18 protein-coding genes are annotated in these 20,902 nt (G+C 71.0%); 16 read left to right on the top strand and 2 right to left on the bottom strand.

Annotated elements, in window-relative coordinates:
- The first annotated feature begins 39 nt into the window (after positions 1–39).
- Genes BLW44_RS15960 through BLW44_RS15915 form a run of 10 tightly spaced genes read left to right on the top strand, consistent with a single transcriptional unit; the run spans position 40 to position 11,994 of the window.
- Positions 40–1,011, top strand: a complete 972-nt coding sequence (locus tag BLW44_RS15960; RefSeq protein WP_060928622.1) for an AAA family ATPase — start codon at positions 40–42, stop codon at positions 1,009–1,011.
- Positions 1,011–2,273, top strand: a complete 1,263-nt coding sequence (locus BLW44_RS15955) for a DUF58 domain-containing protein (protein ID WP_060928621.1) — start codon at positions 1,011–1,013, stop codon at positions 2,271–2,273. Before BLW44_RS15960 ends, BLW44_RS15955 begins: the two co-directional genes overlap by 1 nt.
- Entirely contained in the window at positions 2,270–4,675 is a 2,406-nt protein-coding gene (locus BLW44_RS15950) for a transglutaminase TgpA family protein (RefSeq protein ID WP_060928620.1), read from the top strand. Before BLW44_RS15955 ends, BLW44_RS15950 begins: the two co-directional genes overlap by 4 nt.
- Positions 4,672–6,210 carry an RDD family protein gene (locus BLW44_RS18450; RefSeq protein WP_074731903.1) on the top strand — a complete coding sequence of 513 codons (1,539 nt, stop codon included), beginning with the start codon at positions 4,672–4,674 and terminating at the stop codon, positions 6,208–6,210. The genes BLW44_RS15950 and BLW44_RS18450 overlap by 4 nt, the downstream gene beginning before the upstream one ends.
- The gene (locus tag BLW44_RS15940) at positions 6,207–7,019 is read left to right on the top strand and encodes a PP2C family protein-serine/threonine phosphatase (RefSeq protein WP_060928548.1); all 813 of its coding nucleotides are present in this window, start codon (positions 6,207–6,209) and stop codon (positions 7,017–7,019) included. Before BLW44_RS18450 ends, BLW44_RS15940 begins: the two co-directional genes overlap by 4 nt.
- Positions 7,019–8,389, top strand: coding sequence for an FHA domain-containing protein (locus BLW44_RS15935; RefSeq protein WP_060928549.1), 1,371 nt, complete (start codon positions 7,019–7,021; stop codon positions 8,387–8,389). The genes BLW44_RS15940 and BLW44_RS15935 overlap by 1 nt, the downstream gene beginning before the upstream one ends.
- The gene (locus BLW44_RS15930; protein WP_060928550.1) at positions 8,386–10,119 is read left to right on the top strand and encodes a serine/threonine-protein kinase; all 1,734 of its coding nucleotides are present in this window, start codon (positions 8,386–8,388) and stop codon (positions 10,117–10,119) included. Before BLW44_RS15935 ends, BLW44_RS15930 begins: the two co-directional genes overlap by 4 nt.
- Complete coding sequence (locus BLW44_RS15925) at positions 10,116–10,832, top strand: hypothetical protein (protein ID WP_060928551.1); 717 nt, start codon at positions 10,116–10,118, stop codon at positions 10,830–10,832. Before BLW44_RS15930 ends, BLW44_RS15925 begins: the two co-directional genes overlap by 4 nt.
- Before the next feature lie 21 nt (positions 10,833–10,853).
- On the top strand, positions 10,854–11,624 hold the full coding sequence (locus BLW44_RS15920; protein ID WP_060928552.1) for a hypothetical protein: 771 nt from the start codon (positions 10,854–10,856) through the stop codon (positions 11,622–11,624).
- Positions 11,625–11,631: 7 nt separating this feature from the next.
- Positions 11,632–11,994 carry a hypothetical protein gene (locus BLW44_RS15915; protein ID WP_060928553.1) on the top strand — a complete coding sequence of 121 codons (363 nt, stop codon included), beginning with the start codon at positions 11,632–11,634 and terminating at the stop codon, positions 11,992–11,994.
- Between the two features lie 21 nt (positions 11,995–12,015).
- Here BLW44_RS15915 and BLW44_RS15910 read toward each other — a convergent pair whose 3' ends face one another.
- On the bottom strand, positions 12,016–12,732 hold the full coding sequence (locus BLW44_RS15910) for a hypothetical protein (protein WP_060928554.1): 717 nt from the start codon (positions 12,730–12,732) through the stop codon (positions 12,016–12,018).
- Complete coding sequence (locus tag BLW44_RS15905; RefSeq protein ID WP_060928555.1) at positions 12,716–13,375, bottom strand: hypothetical protein; 660 nt, start codon at positions 13,373–13,375, stop codon at positions 12,716–12,718. The genes BLW44_RS15910 and BLW44_RS15905 overlap by 17 nt, the downstream gene beginning before the upstream one ends.
- Before the next feature lie 75 nt (positions 13,376–13,450).
- On the opposite strand from BLW44_RS15905, the gene BLW44_RS15900 reads away from it, so the two are divergent.
- From BLW44_RS15900 to BLW44_RS15875, 6 genes are all read left to right on the top strand, one after another.
- The gene (locus tag BLW44_RS15900; RefSeq protein ID WP_060928556.1) at positions 13,451–14,548 is read left to right on the top strand and encodes a hypothetical protein; all 1,098 of its coding nucleotides are present in this window, start codon (positions 13,451–13,453) and stop codon (positions 14,546–14,548) included.
- Positions 14,545–18,882 carry an FtsK/SpoIIIE domain-containing protein gene (locus BLW44_RS15895; protein ID WP_060928557.1) on the top strand — a complete coding sequence of 1,446 codons (4,338 nt, stop codon included), beginning with the start codon at positions 14,545–14,547 and terminating at the stop codon, positions 18,880–18,882. The genes BLW44_RS15900 and BLW44_RS15895 overlap by 4 nt, the downstream gene beginning before the upstream one ends.
- A gap of 92 nt (positions 18,883–18,974) precedes the next feature.
- Positions 18,975–19,664, top strand: coding sequence for a hypothetical protein (locus BLW44_RS17815; protein ID WP_139305298.1), 690 nt, complete (start codon positions 18,975–18,977; stop codon positions 19,662–19,664).
- Between the two features lie 114 nt (positions 19,665–19,778).
- Positions 19,779–20,072 (top strand): WXG100 family type VII secretion target, encoded by a 294-nt coding sequence (locus tag BLW44_RS15885; protein WP_060928559.1) that lies wholly within the window; start codon positions 19,779–19,781, stop codon positions 20,070–20,072.
- 48 nt (positions 20,073–20,120) lie between these two features.
- Positions 20,121–20,570: a WXG100 family type VII secretion target gene (locus BLW44_RS15880; protein WP_060928560.1), complete on the top strand. Its 450-nt coding sequence runs from the start codon at positions 20,121–20,123 to the stop codon at positions 20,568–20,570.
- Positions 20,567–20,902, top strand: a complete 336-nt coding sequence (locus BLW44_RS15875) for a hypothetical protein (protein ID WP_060928561.1) — start codon at positions 20,567–20,569, stop codon at positions 20,900–20,902. Before BLW44_RS15880 ends, BLW44_RS15875 begins: the two co-directional genes overlap by 4 nt.

Raw genomic sequence — 20,902 nt, 5'->3', positions numbered from 1 at the left:
CGACCCGATGACCTTCACAGAACAGGGAAACCCACACTCATGAGCATGACCCCCGAACAGGCCGCCTGGTTCCACGGCACTTTCACGCGCCTCGTCGACAACATCGACAAGGCGGTGCAGGGCAAGCGCGAGATCGTCGGCCTCGTGCTGTCCGCGATGCTCGCCGAGGGCCACGTGCTGCTCGAGGACGCCCCCGGCACGGGAAAGACCAGCCTCGCGAAGGCGCTGGCCTCGACCGTGCAGGGCACCAGCACGCGCATCCAGTTCACGCCCGACCTGCTGCCGTCCGACGTGACGGGCGTCACGATCTACGACCAGCAGTCGCACCGCTTCGAGTTCCACAAGGGCCCGATCTTCGCGTCGATCGTGCTGGCCGACGAGATCAACCGCGCCTCGCCGAAGACGCAGTCCGCTCTGCTCGAGGTCATGGAGGAGTCGCGGGTCACGGTCGACGGCGTCACCCACGAGACCGGGCGCCCGTTCCTCGTCATCGCGACGCAGAACCCCATCGAGCAGGCGGGAACGTACAAGCTCCCCGAGGCGCAGCTCGACCGCTTCCTCATCAAGACGTCGATCGGCTACCCCGACCTCGCGGTCACCGAGAGTATCCTCGCCGGTGCCTCGGACCGCAACCCCTCGGCCGGCCTCTCGGCGATCATCACCACCAGCGCCGTCGCCGACATGGCAGACCTCGGCGCCTCGGTCCACGTCGAGCCCGCCGTGTTGCGCTATGTCGCCGAGCTCGCCGAGGCGACGCGTGAGGACCCGGCGATCCGCCTCGGCGTCTCGGTGCGTGGAGCCATCGCGATGATCCGCATCGCGAAGGTCCGCGCAGCCTCCCAGGGGCGTCACTTCGTGCTCCCCGACGACATCAAGGCGCTCGCGCGTCCGGTGTGGCAGCACCGTCTGCTCCTGGATGCCGAGGCGGAGTTCGCCGGCACCTCGAGCGACTCCGTCATCGCGCGCGTGCTCGAGAACGTCGCCGCACCGCAGGCACGAGCAGCGGCCTGATGACGACGGAGGCACTGCCGGCTGCGGCCGCGCCGATCGACCGCGACGCCGGCTGGCGTGACGTCGCGGCGGTCATCGGCGCGCGCATCCTGGTGCGCCTCCGTCTGATCGCCGCCGCCATCCGACCGCTCGCCTGGGTGCTGATGGCCCTCGCGATCGGCTTCTGGATCCTCGGGCAGGTGGCCGGATGGGCGGAGTTCACGATCGCCGCGGTGGTCATCGCCCTCACGGTCGCGCTGTGCGCGCTCTTCCTGATCGGCCGTACGGCCTACGACGTCTCCCTGGATCTCGCTCGCACCCGGGTCGTGGTCGGCGAGCGCGCGGTCGGCGCCCTCACCCTCGCGAACCGCGGTGCACGGGCGATCCTCCCGTCCAGGGTCGTGCTGCCGGTGGGTTCCGGCCGAGGGGAGTTCGGCATCCAGCGACTGGCGCCGGGGGAGGAGGCGGAGGAGCTCTTCGCCATCCCGACGCAGAAGCGCGGAGTCGTGAAGGTCGGCCCGGTGAGCGTCGTGCGCGGCGATCCGCTCGGACTGTTCGAGCGCGCCCATCGTCGGGACGACCCCGTCGACCTCTACGTGCACCCTCGCACGGTGCTGTTCGACGGGCAGTCGCTCGGCTACCTCCGCGACCTCGAGGGGCTGCCCGCGGCGGATCTCTCGCGCGATGACGTCTCGTTCCACGCCCTGCTCGAGTACCAGCCGGGCGACGACCTGCGCCACGTGCACTGGCGATCCACCGCGCGCACCGGCACCATGATGGTGCGCCAGTACGAGGAGACCCGCCGCTCGCACTTCGTGATCGGGCTCTCGCGCTCCAGCGGCGACTACGCCACCGACGAGGACTTCGAGCTGGCCATCTCGGCCGCCGGATCGATCGGCCTCCGGGCCATCCGCGATTCGCAGCGCGTCGACGTCAGGGTCCAGGGGCGTGAGCTGGCAGCCGGCACCGGCAAGCAGCTGCTCGACTCGCTCTCGGCCGTCGAGAGCTCCAAGCCCCGCGACGGGGGCATCGACCACCTCGCCGGAGTGCTCGCGAGGACCATGCCGCTCGCAAGCGTCGTCGTGCTCGTCTGCGGCTCGCGAGTGAGCACGGACGATCTTCGGCTCGCGTGCTCGCGACTCCCGTACGGCGCCAAGGTGATGGCGGTCGTCGCCGACCGGTCGGTCTCCGCGCCGGCACTTCGCCGGATCGGCGATGCGGATGTCGTCACGATCGGCGCGCTCGAACAGGTTCCCCTCGCACTGCAGAAGGTGCTCGCATGACCGCTCTCGCCACCGAATGGGGCGGACTGCCGCTCCGACGCTGGATCCTCGATGTGAGTGCCACGGCGCTGCTGATCGGCGTCTCCATCGTCGGGTTCTGGCCCACCTTCGCAGGGCCCTCCTACCTCCCCGGCACGATCGGCGCGCTGCTCCTCGGGCTGGCCGTCGCGGTCGTCGCCGCGTGGCGTCGCTGGGGCATCCTGATCGTCACCGGCCTGACGATCGCCGTCTACTTCGTCTTCGGCGGCGCTCTCGCGCTCCCGCACACGGCGATCTTCGGGTTCATCCCGACGATCGACACGCTGCAGCGTCTCGCGATCGGCACCGTGACGTCCTGGAAGCAGCTGCTCACGACGGTCGCGCCGGTGTCGACGGCCGACGGGCACCTGCTCGTGCCGTTCCTCCTCACCCTCGTGGTCACGGTGCTGACGGCATCCCTCGCCCTGCGCCTCGGCCAGGTCGCGTGGGCGCTGCTGCCGGCCGGCGTGATGCTCGTGATGGTGATCGCCCTCGGCACCCCCGAGCCCGCGTTCCCCGTGCTGCAGGGACTCGTCTTCGCGGTGCTCTCCATCGCGTGGCTGGCGCTGCGTCAGCTCTGGGCACCTCAGAACGCCGCGATCTCTGTCAGCGAGGTGGACTCTTCCCGTGCCTCGCACATGCGTCTGCGCCGCCTGATCGCGGGCGCGGCGGTGCTCGCGATCGCCGGTGGCGCCGGTGTCGCGACGAGTGCGATCGCAGCACCCGTGCAGCCGCGCCATGTCTTCCGCGACGTGATCATCCCGCCGTTCAACATCCGCGATTACCCGAGTCCGCTCCAGGCGTTCCGCAAGAACGTGCGCGACGAGGCCGGGGACACGCTCTTCACCGTGAGCGGTCTGCCGAAGGGCGCCCGCATGCGGATCGCCGTCATGGACCAGTTCGACGGCATGGTCTACAACGTCACCGACGGCGGCCCCGGCTCCTCGAGTGCGTTCGGCCCCGTCCGCACCAACATGTCGCCGGATGCCGAGGGCATCCCGGTGACCCTCAAGGTCGAGGTCGACGAGTACCGGAGCGTCTGGCTGCCCGATGCCGGAGCCGTCTCGCAGATCGAGTTCACCGGCGAACGTGCGGAGGAGCTGCGGCGGTCGGCGTACTACAACGTCGAGACCGGCACCGCGGTCGTGACGTCGAAGCTCGCGGCCGGCGACACCTACACGGTCGACACCGTGATCCCGAGCGAGCTCGACGACACCCAGCTCGCGGAGGTGAAGTTCGGCACCGTGCCGCTGCCGACGCAGAGCAACGTGCCGGAGGAGCTGACCTCGCTCGCGTCCGAGACGGTCGCCGATGCGGAGTCGCCCATCGAGCAGGTGCGGGCATTGGAGACCTTCCTCGCGGACGGCGGGTTCTTCAGCCATGGTCTCGAAGGAGAGGTGCTGTCGCGGGCAGGGCACACCGCCGAGCGCATCTCGACGCTGATCGGCGGCGACCAGATGATCGGCGACGACGAGCAGTACGCCGTGGCGATGGCGCTCCTGGCGCGTGAGGTCGGCATCCCGGCGCGCGTCGTGATGGGCTTCTACCCCGATGAGGACAAGCAAGGCGAAGCGGTCTTCGAGGCGACGGGCGACAACGTGCACGCCTGGGTCGAGGTCAACTTCGAGGGCGTCGGCTGGCTCACCTTCAACCCGACGCCGCCCGAGGACAAGGTCCCCAACGACCAGAACACCAAGCCTCGTGTCGACCCCAAGCCGCAGGTGCTGCAGCCGCCGCCCCCGCCGCAGGAGCCGGTCGATCTTCCTCCGACGCTTCCCGACGACCGCAAGGGCGACGACGAGACGCTCAACATCCTGGGCATCATCGGCGCGATCCTCGCGATCGGCGGCATCTCGCTGGCGATCCTCGCTCTGTTGGCCTCGCCGTTCATCCTCATCGGCGCCTGGAAGGCTGCCAGAAGACGCGCACGGCGTCAGGCGGAGCGTGCGGCCGACCGCATCAGCGGCGGATGGGACGAGCTGGCCGATCGCGCCGTCGACTACGGCGCGCGGATCGCTCCCGGTGGCACGCGGACAGAAGAGGCGGCGACGGTCGCCGAGACCCTCACGCTTCCGCAGGTCACCACCCTCGCCCAGCGGGCGGATGCCGAGGTGTTCGGCCCCTCGGAGCCGAGCGCCGAAGAGGTCGAGGCGTTCTGGGCGGAGGTCGACACGATCGTCGGCGGCCTCGGCAAGGACGCCGGATTCTGGAAGCGCACGAAGGCGCGGCTGAGCCTGCGATCCCTGATGGGCGGCACCGCCGTGTCGACGGGGCTGCAGAACCTCAAGGACGCCGCGGCCGCGCGCGTCCGGCGCGAACCTGGCACCATCAAGAGCAGCACTCGTACGACGACGTCCACCTCACCCGAGAGCGAGACACCATGACTCAGGTCCCGTTCGGCCAGATCGCGCCGATCTCCCGGCGCGCGATCGCCTACCTGATCGACGCGCTCATTGCGGGGGGTATCGGCGTCGTCCTGACGCTCGTGCTCGTGGTCGCCGCCAACCTCTCCGGCTCGCTCGAGGGCTCCGTCGCGACGCTGGTGATCGGAGGACCGATCGTCAGCCTCGTCCTGCTGGGGTGGTTCGTGTTCTACACGTTCATGCAGGCCGGTGCGGGCTCCATCGGCATGCGCACGCAGGGCCTCCGCCTGATCTCCGAAGACGGGACTCCTCTCGGCTTCGGTCGCACGCTCCTGCGCAACGTGATCTTCGGTCTCGCCGCGGGGATCGTGGTCGGATACTTCACCCCGCTGTTCGACGGGTCCGGTCGTTTCCAGGGATGGCACGACAAGGTCGCGAAGTCGCTGATGCTGGATGCTCGTGGCGAGGGTGCCTCGCACGCGCCGCGTCCCTCGGACGCGCGTGCCGCGGGTGCACCGCAGGCCGCCCCGCCCGTTCCGCAGGGAGCCCCGCCTGTTCCGCAGGGAGCCCCGCTCGCGCAGGGCGTGCCGGCCGCGTCGCAGGGCGTGCCAGCCATCCCCGGCATCCCGGTGCCGCCGTCCGTACCCGCTGCCCCCGGCATCCCGGTTCCGCAGAGCGGCGCGCCTGCTCCGTCGTTCGCACGGCCTGACGTCGCACCGGCTGCCCCCTTCGGAGCGCCTCCCGCACCCGGGTTCGCGGCACCGGCAGCTCCGGAGTACGCGGCTCCGGCGGCCCCGGAGTACGCGGCTCCCGCGGCACCCGAGTATCCGGCCGCCCCGCAGCCCGCTGCACCGGTCCTCTCCGACGCACCGGCCGCATCCGCAGCACCGGCCGCATCCGCTCCGGCGGAGGCACCGGCGTACACCTCTCCGGCGGCACAGCCGGCCGATGACGGCGGACTCATCGCGTATGTCCCCGGCATCACGGTGGACGCGCCGCCGCCGCGCACGGCCGCCCAGGGCGCGTCGTCGCAGCAGGTCACGCCGGAGCGACCGGCTGCTCCGGCATTCGCGACACCGGAGCCGGCGCCCGCGTTCCCCGCCGCGCCGGCGTTCGCCGCGCCTGTTGCGCCTGCCGCACCTCCCGCCCCCGCCGCGCCCACCGCCGGCATCGCCGCTTCCGCAGACGCTCCCGAGGAGGACGATCTCGAGGAGACGCGCATCAGCATCCCTGGCCATCGACTGGTCTTCACCTGGGACGACGGCACCCGCGTCACGGTGTCGCGACGCACGGTCTTCGGACGCAATCCGGGCCCCGAGGACGGTGCGATCCTCGTGCCGGTCCGCGACGAGACGCTGTCGCTCTCGAAGACGCACTTCGAGGCCGCCGCCTCGACCTCCGGCGGCTGGATCCTCGACCGGTACTCGACCAACGGCATGACGATCGTGCGCGACGGACAGCGCATCGCCTGCCCCGCGGGCCAGCGCGTGCCGGTGCGCCTGGGAGACGCGATCGAGATCGGCGATCGCATCGTGACGATCGGGGGATACGCATGAGCGTCGCCTTGGCGGTATCGACCGGTGCGGCGACCCACACGGGTCTGCGTCGCACACTCAACGAGGATGCCTTCCTCGCCAGCGCCCCGGTCTTCCTGGTCGCCGACGGCATGGGCGGACATGAGGCGGGCGAGCGAGCGAGCGCCGCCGTCATCGAGGAGTTCTCCCGGCACATCGGGCAGCCGGCACTCGCGCTCGACGAGGTGCGCGACGCCGTCGCGGTCGCACGGGCCGAAGTCGAGTCGCTGTCGACCTCGAGCAACGGGCGCGCAGGCACCACCCTCAGCGGTGTCATCATCGCCACGGTCGACGGCATGGGCTACTGGCTCGTGCTGAACATCGGCGACTCGCGCGTCTACCGCCTCGAAGACGGTGATCTCGAACAGGTCAGCGTCGATCACTCGGTGGTCCAGGAGCTCGTCGACGCCGGGGAGCTGCGACCGGAGGATGCGCAGACCGATCGACGGCGCAACATCATCACCCGAGCGATCGGCGCGGGCAGCGACGGCGAGGTCGACTACTGGCTGTTCCCCGCCGAAATGGGCGACCGGATGCTGATCTGCTCCGACGGTCTCTCGTCGGAACTCACCGACGGAGCGATCCGGGAGATCCTGATGGTCGAGTCCGACCCGCAGCGCGCGGCAGACTTCCTCGTCTCCAGCGCGGTGCACGCCGGAGGACGCGACAATGTGACCGCCGTCGTGATCGACGCCATCTCCGTCGCCTCCCGCCCCGGCACCCTCGTGGAGACCGACGAACCAGACATCGCGGATACGCGTCCGCGCGAAGCCGCAGGAGGAGTCCGCTGATGCGTGTGAACTATCGCCCGGGAACGTGGAACGCCCTCGTCCGCGAGCAGGCACTGCTCGTGCTGCCCGCCACTGCTGACGCCGCCCTGATCGCCGACGCCTGGACCGGGTTCGACGGCATCCGGGAACTCGGAGCCCTCGTCGATCTGCTGACCTCGCGCTCGGGAGGATCCCTGTCCTCCGTGCCCGACTTCGCCGCCGTGGTGATCGCCGGACAGGACGTGCGCGTCGCCGTGCGCGGCGTGCCCGAGATCGTCGTCGAGACCGCAGAGGGCCAGACGCGCATCACCGGCACCGACGTGACGACCTGGAACGAGCGGCTGGTCCGCGGGGCGACCCGCGTCGATGTCGTCGTCGAGCCCGCGGATGACGCCGAGCTGCCGGTGATCGCCGGAGTCGTCCGTGCGGGTGCGCTGGTCCTGGACATGACGGAAAGCTCGTCAGCGGGAGCGTCAGCGGAGGCGTCTCCGGTCGCCGTGCCTGCCCTCTCCTCGGCTGCCGACGCCGCACCTGTCGCTCTGCCGACCGTCAGCGCCGGTGCTGCTGTCCCTCCGGTCGCTGTCCCTCCGGCTGCTGTCCCTCCGGTTCCGGTACCTGCGGTCGCGGTCCCTGCGGTCGCTGCGCCCGCACCCGCTGCCGCCGCTGCGGCGGACGAGCCCAACATCGAGGACACTCTCCTTCCAGAGCCGGACCCGGCTGACGGTGACGATGCTGCTGTCGGTGACGATGCTGCTGTCGGTGACGATGCTGCCCCCGAGGAGGACGACGCTGCGGCCGAGGATGCTGCGGCGGACAGCACGGACGCCCCCTCCGACATCGATGAGTTCGAGATGCTCTTCGGACAGACGATCCACCGCCCCGCATCCGACTCCGCAGCGCCGCCGACCGGCGCGGGCCTGCCGGCAGACGCCGCTGTCGCAGGCGATCACGACGGGGCCACCATCTCGGCGGCCGAGGCGAGAGCGCTCCGCAAGGACGCCGCACCCGTCTCACCGGAGGCACCGACCGTCGCGCTCGACGTCGTGCCGAGCGAGGGGCGCATACGTGTCTCCACAGGACAGGTGGTGACGCTGGATCGCACCGTCATCATCGGCCGCCGCCCGCGGTCCACCCGGGCGAGCGGAGCGAACCTCCCGCACCTCGTCGCGGTCGAGAGCCCGCAGCAGGACATCTCCCGCAGTCACCTGGAGGTGCGCCCCGAGGGCGACACGGTCGTGGTCATCGACCTGCACACCACGAACGGATCGACTCTTCTTCGCTCGGGCTCCGACCCCGTGCGGCTGCACCCGGGTGAGCAGACGATCGTGATCTCGGGCGATGTGGTCGACCTCGGCGACGGAGTGACCGTCGCGTTCGAGGACCTCCCGTGAATCGGCGCCCCTCGCCGCCGCCCGAGCTGCCCGGCTTCACGTATGTGGAGCCGCTCGGCACGGGTGGCTTCGCCGACGTGTTCCTCTACGAGCAGCAGATGCCGCGACGGCGGGTAGCGGTCAAGGTGCTGCTCGCCGACCGGATCACCAGCAGCGCGGCGCAGGAGTTCGCCGACGAGGCCAACGTCATGGCGATGCTGTCGACGCATCCTGCGATCGTCACGATCTACCAGGCCGGAGTGGCCGGCGACGGACGTCCGTACCTCGTGATGGAGTACTGCCCGCGGCCGAACCTGCAGCTGCGCGCGCGCAAGGAGCCGTTCTCCGTCGCCGAGGCCCTGCGCGTCGGCGTGCAGGTCGCGGGCGCCGTCGAGACGGCGCATCGCGCGGGCGTCCTGCACCGCGACATCAAGCCGGCCAACATCCTCGTCACCGAGTACAACCGCCCGGCTCTCACCGACTTCGGCATCGCGTCGACGACCGGGGCCACGGGCGAAGCGTCTGGCGGCATGTCCATCCCGTGGTCGCCGCCCGAGTCGTTCGCGGATCCGCCCCAGAGCGGACCCCGCACCGACGTGTGGGCGCTGGGGGCGACGCTGTTCACCCTCCTCGCCGGGCGCTCGCCGTTCGAGAGGCCGGGGGAGCGCAACTCCAGCGCCGACCTCATCGAACGCATCGAGCGCGCCGCGCTGCCCTCACTCGCACGCCCGGATTCGCCCGAGAGTCTGCAGCGCGTGCTCGAGCGGTCGATGGCCAAGAACCCCGACGCCCGCTATCCCAGTGCCGTGGCCTTCGCCCGTGCGCTGCAGAAGGTGCAGATCGAGCTGTCGCACTCGGTCACCCCGATCGACATCGTCGACGACCACCCGCCGGCCGAGGACCTCGACGATGACGGCGACGGCCTGACGCGCGTCAGGGAGATCGTCAGCATCGATCCGGACGTCGGATCCTTCACCCGGCCGTCGGCGGCGACGCAGCCCAAGGGCACCGCGTTCCCGACTCCCGATGTGCCGCGCTTCGACAGCCCCGATCCGGTCGACGAGGCCACCCAGCTCCGGACGCCGGGCGCTGCCCCGGTCTCCGCGCCGGACGACGACGATCGCACGATCGCGCGCGGCCCCGTCGTCGTCTCCCCGCATCCATCATCATCCGCGGGTGCGCCTGCGTCCCCGTCGTTCACGTCGCCGTCGTCGCAGCCCGCCCAGAGCTCGCCCGGGCAGACCTCGCCCGCGGCGACTTCCGCCGCGAAGAACTCCGGAGCCGGCGCGGGGGCCACTGCAGCGGCTGCGACCGCTGATGCCCCCGACCGTTCGGCCCGCAGCCGTCGCGGACGCACGATCGGACTGGTCGCCGCCGGCGTCGTCGTGGTCGTCGGCGCCATCGTCGGCCTGAACCTCATGGTCGCGAACATGCCCACGCCCGAGCCTGCCGCCACGGGCGACGAGGTCGACCCGAAGGACATCGTGTCGGATGTCGTGCCCAAGGTCTCGGACCTCGAGGGCACCCGCTCCGGCGACACCGTCACCTTCACCTGGACCAACACCGACGAGCTCGAGGGGGACAGCTTCATCTGGATCCCCGTCGACCTCACCGGCGAGGGCACCCCGTCGACCACGACCGACACGACGGTCACGATCACGGATGCCGCGCCCGGTCAGGTGTGCGTCGATGTGGCGCTGCGTCGCGACGACGGACGCGCCTCGGAGCCGGTGCGGGGGTGCGTGAAATGAGCGGGATCGGCACGGTCACGGTCGAGTTCGCCGGCGAGTACTTCACCATCGAGCCCGGCAGCAGGTTCACCGCCGGGCGCGAAGGCGACCTGGCGATCGACGACAACCTCTTCCTGCATCGCAGCTTCCTCGAGATCGCCGAGTCCGGCGGCCTCTGGTGGCTGTCGAACATCGGCTCGCGGCTCACGGCATCCGTGACCGACCGCACCGGCGGCGTGCAGGCCTGGCTGTCGCCCGGCGCCCGGTTGCCCCTCGTGTTCGATGCGACGACCGTCGTCTTCAGCGCCGGACCCACGACGTACGAACTCGTCGTGCATTCCACGCAACCGGCATTCCGCCCGACCCAGCGCGAGAGCACCGACGGCGACTCCACGATCGGCGACGTGCCGCTGACGGCGAGCCAGCGGCTGCTGATCCTCGCCCTCGCCGAGCCGCAGCTGCTGCGCGACGGCACGGGCATGAGCGAGATCCCCACCTCCGCGAAGGCGGCTGCCCGGCTCGGATGGACCGTCACGCGATTCAATCGCAAGCTCGACAACGTCTGCGACAAGCTCGACCGCATCGGCGTGCCGGGGATGCGCGGCGGACAGCGCTCCTTCGCCACCAACCGCCGAGCGCGGCTGGTGGAGTACACGATCGCCTCGCGCCTCGTGACGCGCGAGGACCTCGCCGAACTCGACCGGCCGCAGGGCACCGAGGACGAGGATGCCTGAGCACACTGCGGAGCACTCGCCGTGTATGAGCTGAGCGCCCTGGGCCTTTCCGCGGTCCAGGAGGACGAGTGGCGCGACTACTTCGGTCGGGGTCGCGCGTTCGCCGCGCGTCTCGATCGGGATGCCGTCCGTCGGCGGATGCGCGTCAACGCCGTCGTGATCGGGGTCGCGTCCGTCGTCCTGGCGTTCGCCGCGGCAGGGCTGTTCGCCGTGCTCTTCCTGCATTTCGGCGGACCGGTGACGGTGCTCCTGTTCGCGCTGCTCGTGATCGCGGCCGGCATCCTGCTGCTGCGCTTCGCCCTGCTCCGGCGTCGACTGCGCGGCGGGCCGGTCTCGGGTGACGACTATCTGGTGGTCAGCGCCGAGGGGATCCGTCTCGCAGGTCATGTCGACCTGCCGTGGTCGTCGGTGATCGGCGGCGTCGGATTCGACGATCGTGATGCGGCGGTCCCGTTCCTGCGAGGCCCGGCGGCCGCGGTCGAGCGTGCAGCGGGACGCGTGCAGTCCGAGTTCGTGCTCGGCGTCCGCGGGGTGCGTGCGCTGCGCGACGCGGCCCCGCGGGAGCTGCACGGACTCTTCGAGGTGCTCGGGTCGCACGGCGGCATCCGCGTGCCGATCGATACCATGGTCGCGCCTGAGAACGTCCGGGCGTCGCTCGCGGCGATCTGCATCGCCGGGCTCCGTGCCGGCGTCGATGTCGAGGTGACGTCCGATCGGGCGACGATCTACACCAGAACGGTCGCCCTGCTCGGGCCCGAGAAGTCTGCCCCGTCCACGTCGGGGCAGGAATGAGAGGGAGATGATGGCCGACCTGCGCGCCAGCCGATGTGAACAGCTCGTCGACCCCGTGACGGCACTGACCGTCGCCGTCGTCTCGTGCAACGAGCGCATCCCACAGAGCTTCACCGACGTGATCCGCGCCGCGGAAGAGGTGCGTGCGATCGCCGAGCTCGGTTCGGCCGGGGTTGACAGCTCCGACTACGTCGAGTGGGCCACGGGGTCGCCGGAGACGCTCGGCGCCCTCATCGAGGCGGCCGAGACGAAGGACTCGAAGGGGGTCTGGGAGGCGTTCTCGCACCCGCAGTACGGCCTTCACCGTGTTGCCGCCGCCTGCAACGGCCTGCCGAAGTGGGCGCCGCCGGCGGGGTCCGAGTTCGTCTGAGTTGCTCAGGAGCCCGCGGGCTCAGCAGCCTGCTGCGGCCTCGAGGTCGGGCAGGTCGACGGCCTCGCCCCAGCCGGAGAACTCCAGCTGGAGGCTTCCTGCGGCATCCGCTCGGGTGAGGGACACCGGCAGCGCCGGGCCCTGCGTCTGCACGCGCAGCGCGCCCTGAGTGCCGTCGGCCCCCAGGATGAGGTCGACGCCGTCATCGCTCGGCGCTCCCAGAGCGGAGGCGTCGGAGGTGTGCTCCGCGAGTGCCTGCAGAGGGTGCAGGAGGGCACCCCACCGCGTGACCGCCGGGTCGTCGTCGGCGACGCAGGAGAACTCGCCGACCGGACGATCGCTCCCGGCCTCTCCGGCGGTGGCCGCGGTGGGGTTGAGATAGGTCTGTCCGTCGGTCGACACGACGACGGTGGTCTGACCGTCGACGGTGAACTGCGCGACGGTCTCCTCGCTCGACCCGTGCACGTCGATCGTGAGCGCCCGACCGCCTGAGGTGAAGGTGCCGGTCATCGTGGCTGGCCCGGCCTCACGGACGGCGGTGAGCACGGTGGCGCGCGCGGTGGTCGCGTCGAGCAGGACGATGCCGTTGCCGGAGGTCTCCTCGTCCCAGGCATCGAGATCGATGTGGGTGGGGCTCGGTGCAGGCTCCGCGGGCTGGGTGGCGCCCGCGCACCCGGCGAGGACGAGCACGGATCCCAGCACGAGGGCGGTCAGCCGTGCGTCACTCCGCCGGGGCATCCGCCACACATCCCGAGACCGCGCCCTGCGCGTCGAGCGTGGCGCGGTCGAGCTTGACCTCCGCCTTCTCGTTCCCGTCGGCAGGGCGCACGACGATGCAGGACCCCTCGTCGACGATGGCGGCGGCACGCGGCAGCCAGGCCTCGGTGCCCGTGACGAGCTGCGACACGTCGAGACTCGGACCCGACGGGCCGTCGACCACGATCACCTGGTAGGGCACATCCGGCCCCGACCAGTCGGCGCGCACGACGTTGTCGGTGACCTCGAGGGTGAGATCGGATGCTGCGGCCCGCCCGGACAGGCCGCCCACGATCACGAAGACGAGGAAGGCGATGAGCGCGAGAACGGTCGTGCCGATGGAGATCAGGAACGCCGGATGCCGCCACAGCGGACGCTGCTTCTCCGGCGCCTCCTCGAGCTCGGGAAGGACGTCACCCGAGGTCTCGAGCGTGCGGATGGCGCCGGGCGCGACCTGCATGCTGGGACGAGGGGAGTCCCAGCCGAGCTGACCGTCGAGCGCCGCAGGGGCCGGCGTGCGGGCCGCCGTCCACGGCACGGGGGCGGCGGTGATCATCGCGCCGGCCGGTCGCTCGCCGACCGGCGCAGCGTTCTGCTGCCGGCGTGTGCGCGGGATGTCGCTCATCGATCTGCTGCAGATTCTCCGTCGTGGTCGGGCGCGTCTATCCTAGTCATGGCCTGCCTCCGACCTGGGAGCCCCATGACCTCGACGCACCGACGCCGACGAGGAGCTCGCGCTCTCGTCGCGATGCGGAGTGCCGCGATGGCCGCCGTACTGGTGGCTTCCGCGCTCGCTGCTCCCGGTATCGCCGCGGCCGACGCGTCCGACGAGAACGCGACCACCCCTCAGGGCGGAGCCGTCGAGGTGTCCTACACCGAGACCACCGAGATCCGCTCTGGCGAGGGCTGGCGCATCGACTGCGCGGGCGTCGGCACGCTGGAAGGCATCGACGTGGCCTGCGCCGACGACGGCGTCACGCTCGTGTCTGCGGGGTTCGACGCCGACCTCGGCATCCAGACCCTGACCGTCCCGCAGGTCTCGGGGGCGACGCGCATCTCTCCCGTCTACCGCGTGCGGCTCGAACCGCCCCCGGTACCGGAGGTCTCCGTCGACCGCCTGGACCTGCCCGTCGTCGTCGGGGAGCAGGCTCTGGTTCCGCTCTCGGCGCTGGGCATCGTGTGCGCGGTCTGCACGGCCGACGGGGGAGCGACCATCCAGGTCGACACGCCGCCGCCCGGCGTCTCTGCAGGGGTCAGCGGCACCCACCTCGCCCTGCGCGGCACGACGGCGGGCGACGCGATCGTGCCGCTGACGCTCACGGATGACGCGAGACAATCCGTCTCCATCGAGCTCACGGTGACGTTCGTCGCCGCTTCCGCTCCTGCCGAGGCCCCGACGATCGGCGCTCTGCACGTCGTCGGCGACGTCGAGGCCCTCGATCTCGTCGAGCAGACGTGGGGCGACGTCACGATCGTCTGCAGCACCCCGCAGTCCATCGGTCTCCGGTGCACCGAGGACGGCGGCATCGAGCGCACCGGCACCGCAGCGGGCGCCGACGACGACGCCACCGCCCTCCCCGCGCAGCTGCTGTTCCGGGTCGTGGCCGACGACGGCCGCCTCGCCTGGGGCAGCGTCACGGATGACGCGGACGCGGATGTCGCCGAGCTCGTCGCTCCCTCGTGGGAGAGTGAAGCGCCGCTGTCTCTCGTCACGGTCCCCGTCGACGAGCAGCAGGCCGACGCTGCAGTTCCGCTCGCCGGCCTCGCCCGGCTTCTGGAAGGGATACCCGCATCATGAGCCTTCGGCTGACTGTCGCCGACCGCCCCGGCGCGCCCCAACCCGAGTCCTGGATCGTCAAGGTCGACGAGGCCACGACGATCTCCGAGATCGGCGAGTCGCTCGACGTCCCCGCCGACGAGCTCGCCCCCGGCACCGACCCCTCGTCGGCGTTCACCGTCACCGGCATCCGCAGCGGCGTCGTCGTGCCCTCTCGCCACCAGGTGGTGCTGGAGCCGGGCACCCTGCGCCTGGAGTTCGTCGCCGGCCCGTTCGCCGGGGAGTCCGTGCCGATGACCCCGGGGGTTCCGACCACCATCGGCCGCGGATCGACGGCGGCCGTACGCATCGCCGATCCGCACCTGAGCGAGGAGCACGCGACCATCACAGTGTCGGGCGGCATCGCAGACGACGGCTCCCTGCTGCCCCTGACGGCGCACGTCGAGCTGACGGCCCCCGACGGTGCGCTCGTCGTGAACGGCACGGGTGATGCCCGCGCGGCCGACATCGTCCCCGCCGACCTGATCCAGCTGGGCAGCAGCGTGATCCGCATCGGCGCGGCTCCCGCATCCGACGCCGACATCACGATCGACGAGGTCGGTGCCAGGGCGTTCAACCGCCCCTCCCGCATCCGTCCGTCGCAGATCCCGCCCGTGATCACGCTCCCCGGCGACAAGCCCGAGGAGCAGGACGCCTCGCCGCTCCCGTGGCTCTCCGCGATCGTGCCCGTCGTGCTCGGCATCACCCTCGCGTTCGTGTTCCAGCGTCCGATCATGCTGCTGATGGCCGCCGCGTCGCCGGTCATGGTGATCGGCTCGTTCTTCGCGAACAAGAAGCTCGCACGCCGCAAGGGCGAGCGCAGCGAGGCCGACTGGATCGAGGAGATCGACTCGGCCCGCAAGCGGATCGCCGTGCACGTGCGCCAGCAGCGTCTGACGAGCTGGTACCACCACCTCGACCCCGTGTACATCCGCGATGTCGTCACCCGTCCGCTCTCCCGGCTCTGGGAACGCCGCCGCGGCGAGGAGGATGCTCTGCGGGCGCGGGTCGGCGTGGCCGATGTGCCGCTGGATGTGCGCTTCGAAGGCGGTCCGCAGAAGGAGCGCCGCAACGACAGGCGGGTCGGCGTCTCGCCGTCGCCGGTCGCGGTCGACCTCGCATCCGGTCCCGTCGGCGTCGCCGGCCCCGCCGACGTCGCCAGCGGAGTCGTGCGCGCCATGCTGACGGGCCTCGTCGCGCTGCGCTCGCCGCGGGATCTGCAGGTGGCCGTGCTGTGCGACCGCGACCAGGAGCACGCGTGGTCGTGGGTCCAGTGGCTGCCGCACGCGCAGCCCGGTGTCGGCCCCGTCGCCCTGATCGGCAACACCGACCTCACCCGTCGCGAGCGGATCCGCGAGATCGGCACGCTCCTCGACATCCGGATGCGCATCGGCAAGGACCGGCGACTGGACTCCGAGTCGCAGATCGTGCTGGTCGTCGACGGTGCCCGCCGCTACCGCATGCTCCCCGGGATGGTGACCATCCTCGAGCAGGGTGCCAAGTACGGCATCCACGTGATCGCCATCGACTCCGACCGCTCGCGACTCCCCGAGGAGGCGACCACGGTCGTCGTCGCCGACCCCGGCGACCCGCTCCTCGGCCGTGTCGAGTCCGGCGACGCGTACCACTCGCCCGTGCTCTTCGATCAGGTGAGCGTGGGCTACGCCGAGGAGATCGCCCGCGCGCTGTGCTCGATCGAGCACGTCCGCGGTGTCGGCGACGATGCCACCGTGCCCAGCAGCGTGCGCTACACCGAGCTGCTCGGCATCGATCTCGCTGACCCGCAGCCGATCATCGATCAGTGGCAGGTCGTGCCGCGCCAGTCGTACGTCGTGATCGGCGCCGGCGCCGAGGGCGAGTACGCGATCGACATCGCGACTGACGGTCCGCACGCGCTGGTGGCCGGAACCACCGGTTCCGGAAAGTCGGAGTTCCTGCAGGCGCTGGTGATCTCGCTGGCGCTCGCGAACCGGCCGGACGCGCTGAACTTCGTGCTGATCGACTACAAGGGCGGGTCGGCGTTCGCGGACTGCGCCCGCCTGCCGCACACCGTCGGCATGGTCACCAACCTCGACGCGCGCGAGACCGAGCGCGCCCTCGCCTCGCTCGACGCCGAGCTGAAGCGCCGTGAGCGAGTGCTCCGCGACGAGATCGGTGCCAAGGACGTCGACGCCGCCTGGGAGAAGGATGCCGAGGCGGCCGCCCGGCTCGGCCTCGCGCGCCTGATGATCGTGGTCGACGAGTTCGCCGAGCTCAAGACCGAGCTGCCCGACTTCATCAACGGCCTCGTCCGCATCGCCCGAGTGGGTCGATCCCTCGGGGTCAACCTGGTGCTCGCGACGCAGCGCCCGTCCGGCGTCATCACCCCCGAGATGCAGTCGAACATCAACCTGCGCATCGCCCTCCGCGTGACCGATCGCGCCGACTCGACCGACATCATCGGGGTTCCGGATGCCGCGCTGATCTCGGCGTCCACACCGGGTCGCGGCTACGTCAGGGCCGGATTGGATGCGGCGCCGGCGCCGTTCCAGACCGCCCGCGTCGCCGGGCTGCGCATCGGACACCAGCGCACCACCCGTGTGCTGCCTCCGGCTGCGCGGTTCGACTGGCAGACGGTCGGCCTGCCGCCGCGCTTCCCCGCCGCCGAGACGCAGTCGCATCGTCCCGACCAGGACGACACCGACCTGCGAGGACTCGTGCAGCTCGCGAACCAGGCGGCGACCGCCCTGGGCATCGAGCGCAGCCCGTCGCCGTGGCTGCTGCCGCTGCCCGACCTGCTCCCGCTCGATCGCTTCGACGAGTCGTCGGCGCCCGAGGGCGGTCTCGTGCTCGGTCTCGTCGACGTGCCCTCGAAGCAGAAGCAGCAGCCGCTCGTCTGGAACGTGCTCACCGGCTCGCACCTGCTGTTCTTCGGTGGCAGCCGCTCAGGGCGCACGACGGCCGTGCGCACGCTGCTCGCCCAGGCCGTGCAGCGCTTCACCCCCGCCGACCTGCACATCTACGCGGTCGACTACGGCACCGGGGCGCTGCTGCCGTTCGTCGACGCCCCGCACACCGGCGCCGTCATCACCCCTCAGGACGCCGCGCGTCTGCCGCGCCTCCTCGACCGGCTGGGCATGGAACTCTCGCGCCGGCAGGCGCTCCTGGCCCGCGCCGGCGTCGGCAGCATCGCCGAGCAGCGGCGGCAGGCGGATGCTCGTGACGCGCTGCCCTACAACCTGGTCGTGATCGACGGATGGGAGCGTCTCGGTGCCTCGATGAGCGCCGACGACATGGTGCTCGTGCGCGACCAGATCATGCGCCTGCTCCGCGAAGGTCCGGCCGTCGGTCTGCGGCTGATCCTCACGGCCGACCGGTCGGTCTCCTCCGACAAGGTGTCGACGTTCATCGACACGCAGTACGCACTGCGGATGCGGGACATCAACGACTACCGCGGTGCCGGCATCATGATCCGCGACATCGCCCCGAACATGCCCCCGGGTCGTGCCCTGTTCGGCTCCGAAGGCACCGAGGCGCAGTTCGCGGTGCTCTCCGCCGACCCGAGCGGCGAGGGGCAGACGTCTGCGGCCCGCGGCATCGTCGAGTACGTCAGAGGGCACTTCGGCCAGTTCCCGCAGCTGGCCGAGCTGCCGCAGCCGATGCGCGTCGACCCGCTGCCCTCGCGCATCGGTCTGAGCGTCGTCCATTCGCTGCCGCTGCTGGACGGCGCGACCGCCGAGACCCCGGTGGTCGCGGTCGGTGGCGACCACCTGTCGCGCGTGAGCGTCGACTGGCCGGGCATCGGCGGCTTCGTCGTGGCCGGCGATCGCCGCAGCGGCAAGACGCACACGCTGGCCGCGATCGCGCACCAGCTCGGCTGGCACAAGACGCCGATGGTGATCGTGGCCCGTGACGGCTCGATCCTGGCCGAGGTGGGCAAGAGCCACGGCGTGCCCGTGCTCACTCCGCGCACCCCGGAGGATGAGATCGCCACGGCACTCGAACCGGCGGATGCGCCGCTCACGATCGTCGTCGACGACAGCGAGTCCATCAGGGACACCCCACTGGACAGAGCCCTCGGGGCCGCTCGCTCGCACGCGCGCTTCATCGTCGGCGTCGGCGCAGAATCGGCGGGCTCGTCGCTCACCGTCGCGCTCACCGAGGCGAAGAAGGGACGCACCGGCATCCTGCTCTCCCCGCCGTCTACGATCGTCGGCACTCAGGTGTTCGGCGTGCAGCTCGCCCGCACCCATGTGGGCCGGGCGGCACCGGGCAGTGGTGTGTTCTTCAGCGACGGTTCGTACATGCCGGTGCAGGTCCCCGACCTGACCGCGTGACGATCCGCCGCCCCCGGAGGGCGGGATAGAATGACCCGGGCGCTACGGCTGCGAGCAGGGCGGCCGGACGACCACAACGGGGGAGACAGTCGATGAGCACTCAGTGCCGGTTCTGCGGCGAGGCCGTACGACCGGACAGCATGTTCTGCCCGTCGTGCGGACAGCTCATCGGCATGCCGGGAACTGTCGTGCCGCCCTTCCCCGGCGGTGCCGCGTCGACGTCGTCCGGAGCGCCCGTCGAACAGCGCCCTTCCGAGCCGCTTCCGCCGGTCCCGCTTCCCGCGCCGCTCACGCCGGAGCCTGCGCCGCGGGTGGTCCCAGCGCCACCGCAGAGCGCTCCCGCACCGCAGAGCGCTCCCGCACCGCAGAGCGCTCCCGCGCCGCAGAGCGCTCCCGCGCCGCAGGCGGACGCGCCCGCACAGTCCGCGCCGCAGCCGCAGGCTTCGCCGACTGCTCCGGCCATCCCGACAACGGTGACGCTCCCGGACGGTCGACTGCTCGGACTCGATCAGGTTCTCGTCTTCGGGCGCTCGCCCGAGCGTGGCGCGGCGGCATATCAGGGCGTCCCGCTGCGTCTCGATGATCCCGAACGAGCCATGTCCCGCGTGCACCTCGTGCTCGCCCCGGCAGCCGGCGCCGTGATCGCGACCGATCCTGGTTCGGCGAACGGCACTCTCCTCGAGCGCGACGGAGTGCAGTACGCCCTCGTCTCCGGCACTCCGAGCGCGCTCGTCGCGGGAGATCGGCTGCTGCTCGGAGACGCCGTCCTGCGCATCTCCTGACGCCGTCGGAAGCATGGATGGGGAGTTCTCCCCATCGGCTCGGGACCGTCTCGTGTGTTACGAATGTACCCGGACCAATTCCGCGGCATCGCCGCATAAAGCAGGGGGTATGACATGGCTGAGATCAAGGTAACTTCCGAGTCGCTCGCGGGCGTCGCGAACCAGCTCGCATCGGGTGCGACGTCGATCGAGTCGCAGCTCGGAAACCTCAAGTCGCTCGTGCAGGGACTCATCGCCGGCGACTGGGGCGGATCCGCCTCGCAGACGTTCAACGAGCTCTACGAGCAGTGGGACGCCGCTGGCATCCAGCTCAAGGAATCGCTGAACGGAATCAGCGACCAGCTCTCGAAGGCAGCGCTCGCCTACGAGGAGTCCGAGAACAACATCGGCAACAGCTTCCGTTCCTAAGTTCTTCCACCCGGTGCGCCGGGTCTGCTGATGTGAGGGGGGTGCCTCGTGGTGCAGTTCCATGTATCCACACCGGCGCTGGGGTTCTCGGCGTCGTCGATGACCGGTGCGGTCGCGCAGTTCGATGCGCAGCTCGCGCAGGTCACCGCCGCGGTGAACGCCGTGGTCGGATCGACCTGGACGGGGAGCGCGGCCGACGCGTTCCTCGAAGAATGGACCGGGTTCCTCACCAGCGCCGGGGTGACCCGTGAGGCGCTGATGAGCATCGCGATGCGGCTCCAGAGCGGTCAGAGCACCTATGACGGGAACGAGGCGCAGCTCACTGCGGCATCGCGCTCGTCGAACGTCAACATCCGCGTTCCCGGCACCGGGGGAAACAGCAGCGGAGGCAGTGCGCAGGCGTCGGCGACGCAGGCGACCTTCGTCACCGAGAACGTGCAGGCCATGCCTGCCGACGTCACCATCGACGCCAGTGCCACCAGGGGAGACAGCGCATGAGCGGCCTGCACACGTACGAGACGGCTGACATCCGCGGACTCGAGTCCGCGCTGAAGCAGCTGCACGGATACTGCAGCGAGCTGCAGGCCCACGCCGCCAGCGCCACCGGCGCCGTGAGCGCGCAGTGGAGCGGTATCGCCAACACCGAGTTCGTCAACTGCGTGCAGACCTGGCAGGTCGGCGCGACCATCCTCACCTCCTACGCCGAGTATCTCGCCACGTGGGCGGGCGACGCCGCGACGCAGTACGAGTCCGCGCAGTCGTCGGTCGGCAGCATGTGGGGCGGCGGCGGCGGTGGCGCCGGCGGCGGCGGCGGATCCACGGCGGTGTGA

Source organism: Microbacterium hydrocarbonoxydans, from assembly GCF_900105205.1.
Classification (GTDB): Bacteria; Actinomycetota; Actinomycetes; order Actinomycetales; family Microbacteriaceae; genus Microbacterium; species Microbacterium hydrocarbonoxydans.
Note: the sequence above shows the minus strand (reverse complement) of the source record. Positions and strands in the feature narration are given on the sequence as shown.

Coding starts and splice junctions, on each gene's coding strand:
- BLW44_RS15960 (WP_060928622.1), top strand. CDS start 40: ATGAGCATGACCCCCGAACAGGCCGCCTGGTTCCACGGCACTTTCACG.
- BLW44_RS15955 (WP_060928621.1), top strand. CDS start 1,011: ATGACGACGGAGGCACTGCCGGCTGCGGCCGCGCCGATCGACCGCGAC.
- BLW44_RS15950 (WP_060928620.1), top strand. CDS start 2,270: ATGACCGCTCTCGCCACCGAATGGGGCGGACTGCCGCTCCGACGCTGG.
- BLW44_RS18450 (WP_074731903.1), top strand. CDS start 4,672: ATGACTCAGGTCCCGTTCGGCCAGATCGCGCCGATCTCCCGGCGCGCG.
- BLW44_RS15940 (WP_060928548.1), top strand. CDS start 6,207: ATGAGCGTCGCCTTGGCGGTATCGACCGGTGCGGCGACCCACACGGGT.
- BLW44_RS15935 (WP_060928549.1), top strand. CDS start 7,019: ATGCGTGTGAACTATCGCCCGGGAACGTGGAACGCCCTCGTCCGCGAG.
- BLW44_RS15925 (WP_060928551.1), top strand. CDS start 10,116: ATGAGCGGGATCGGCACGGTCACGGTCGAGTTCGCCGGCGAGTACTTC.
- BLW44_RS15915 (WP_060928553.1), top strand. CDS start 11,632: ATGATGGCCGACCTGCGCGCCAGCCGATGTGAACAGCTCGTCGACCCC.
- BLW44_RS15910 (WP_060928554.1), bottom strand. CDS start 12,732: ATGCCCCGGCGGAGTGACGCACGGCTGACCGCCCTCGTGCTGGGATCC.
- BLW44_RS15905 (WP_060928555.1), bottom strand. CDS start 13,375: ATGAGCGACATCCCGCGCACACGCCGGCAGCAGAACGCTGCGCCGGTC.
- BLW44_RS15900 (WP_060928556.1), top strand. CDS start 13,451: ATGACCTCGACGCACCGACGCCGACGAGGAGCTCGCGCTCTCGTCGCG.
- BLW44_RS15895 (WP_060928557.1), top strand. CDS start 14,545: ATGAGCCTTCGGCTGACTGTCGCCGACCGCCCCGGCGCGCCCCAACCC.
- BLW44_RS17815 (WP_139305298.1), top strand. CDS start 18,975: ATGAGCACTCAGTGCCGGTTCTGCGGCGAGGCCGTACGACCGGACAGC.
- BLW44_RS15885 (WP_060928559.1), top strand. CDS start 19,779: ATGGCTGAGATCAAGGTAACTTCCGAGTCGCTCGCGGGCGTCGCGAAC.
- BLW44_RS15875 (WP_060928561.1), top strand. CDS start 20,567: ATGAGCGGCCTGCACACGTACGAGACGGCTGACATCCGCGGACTCGAG.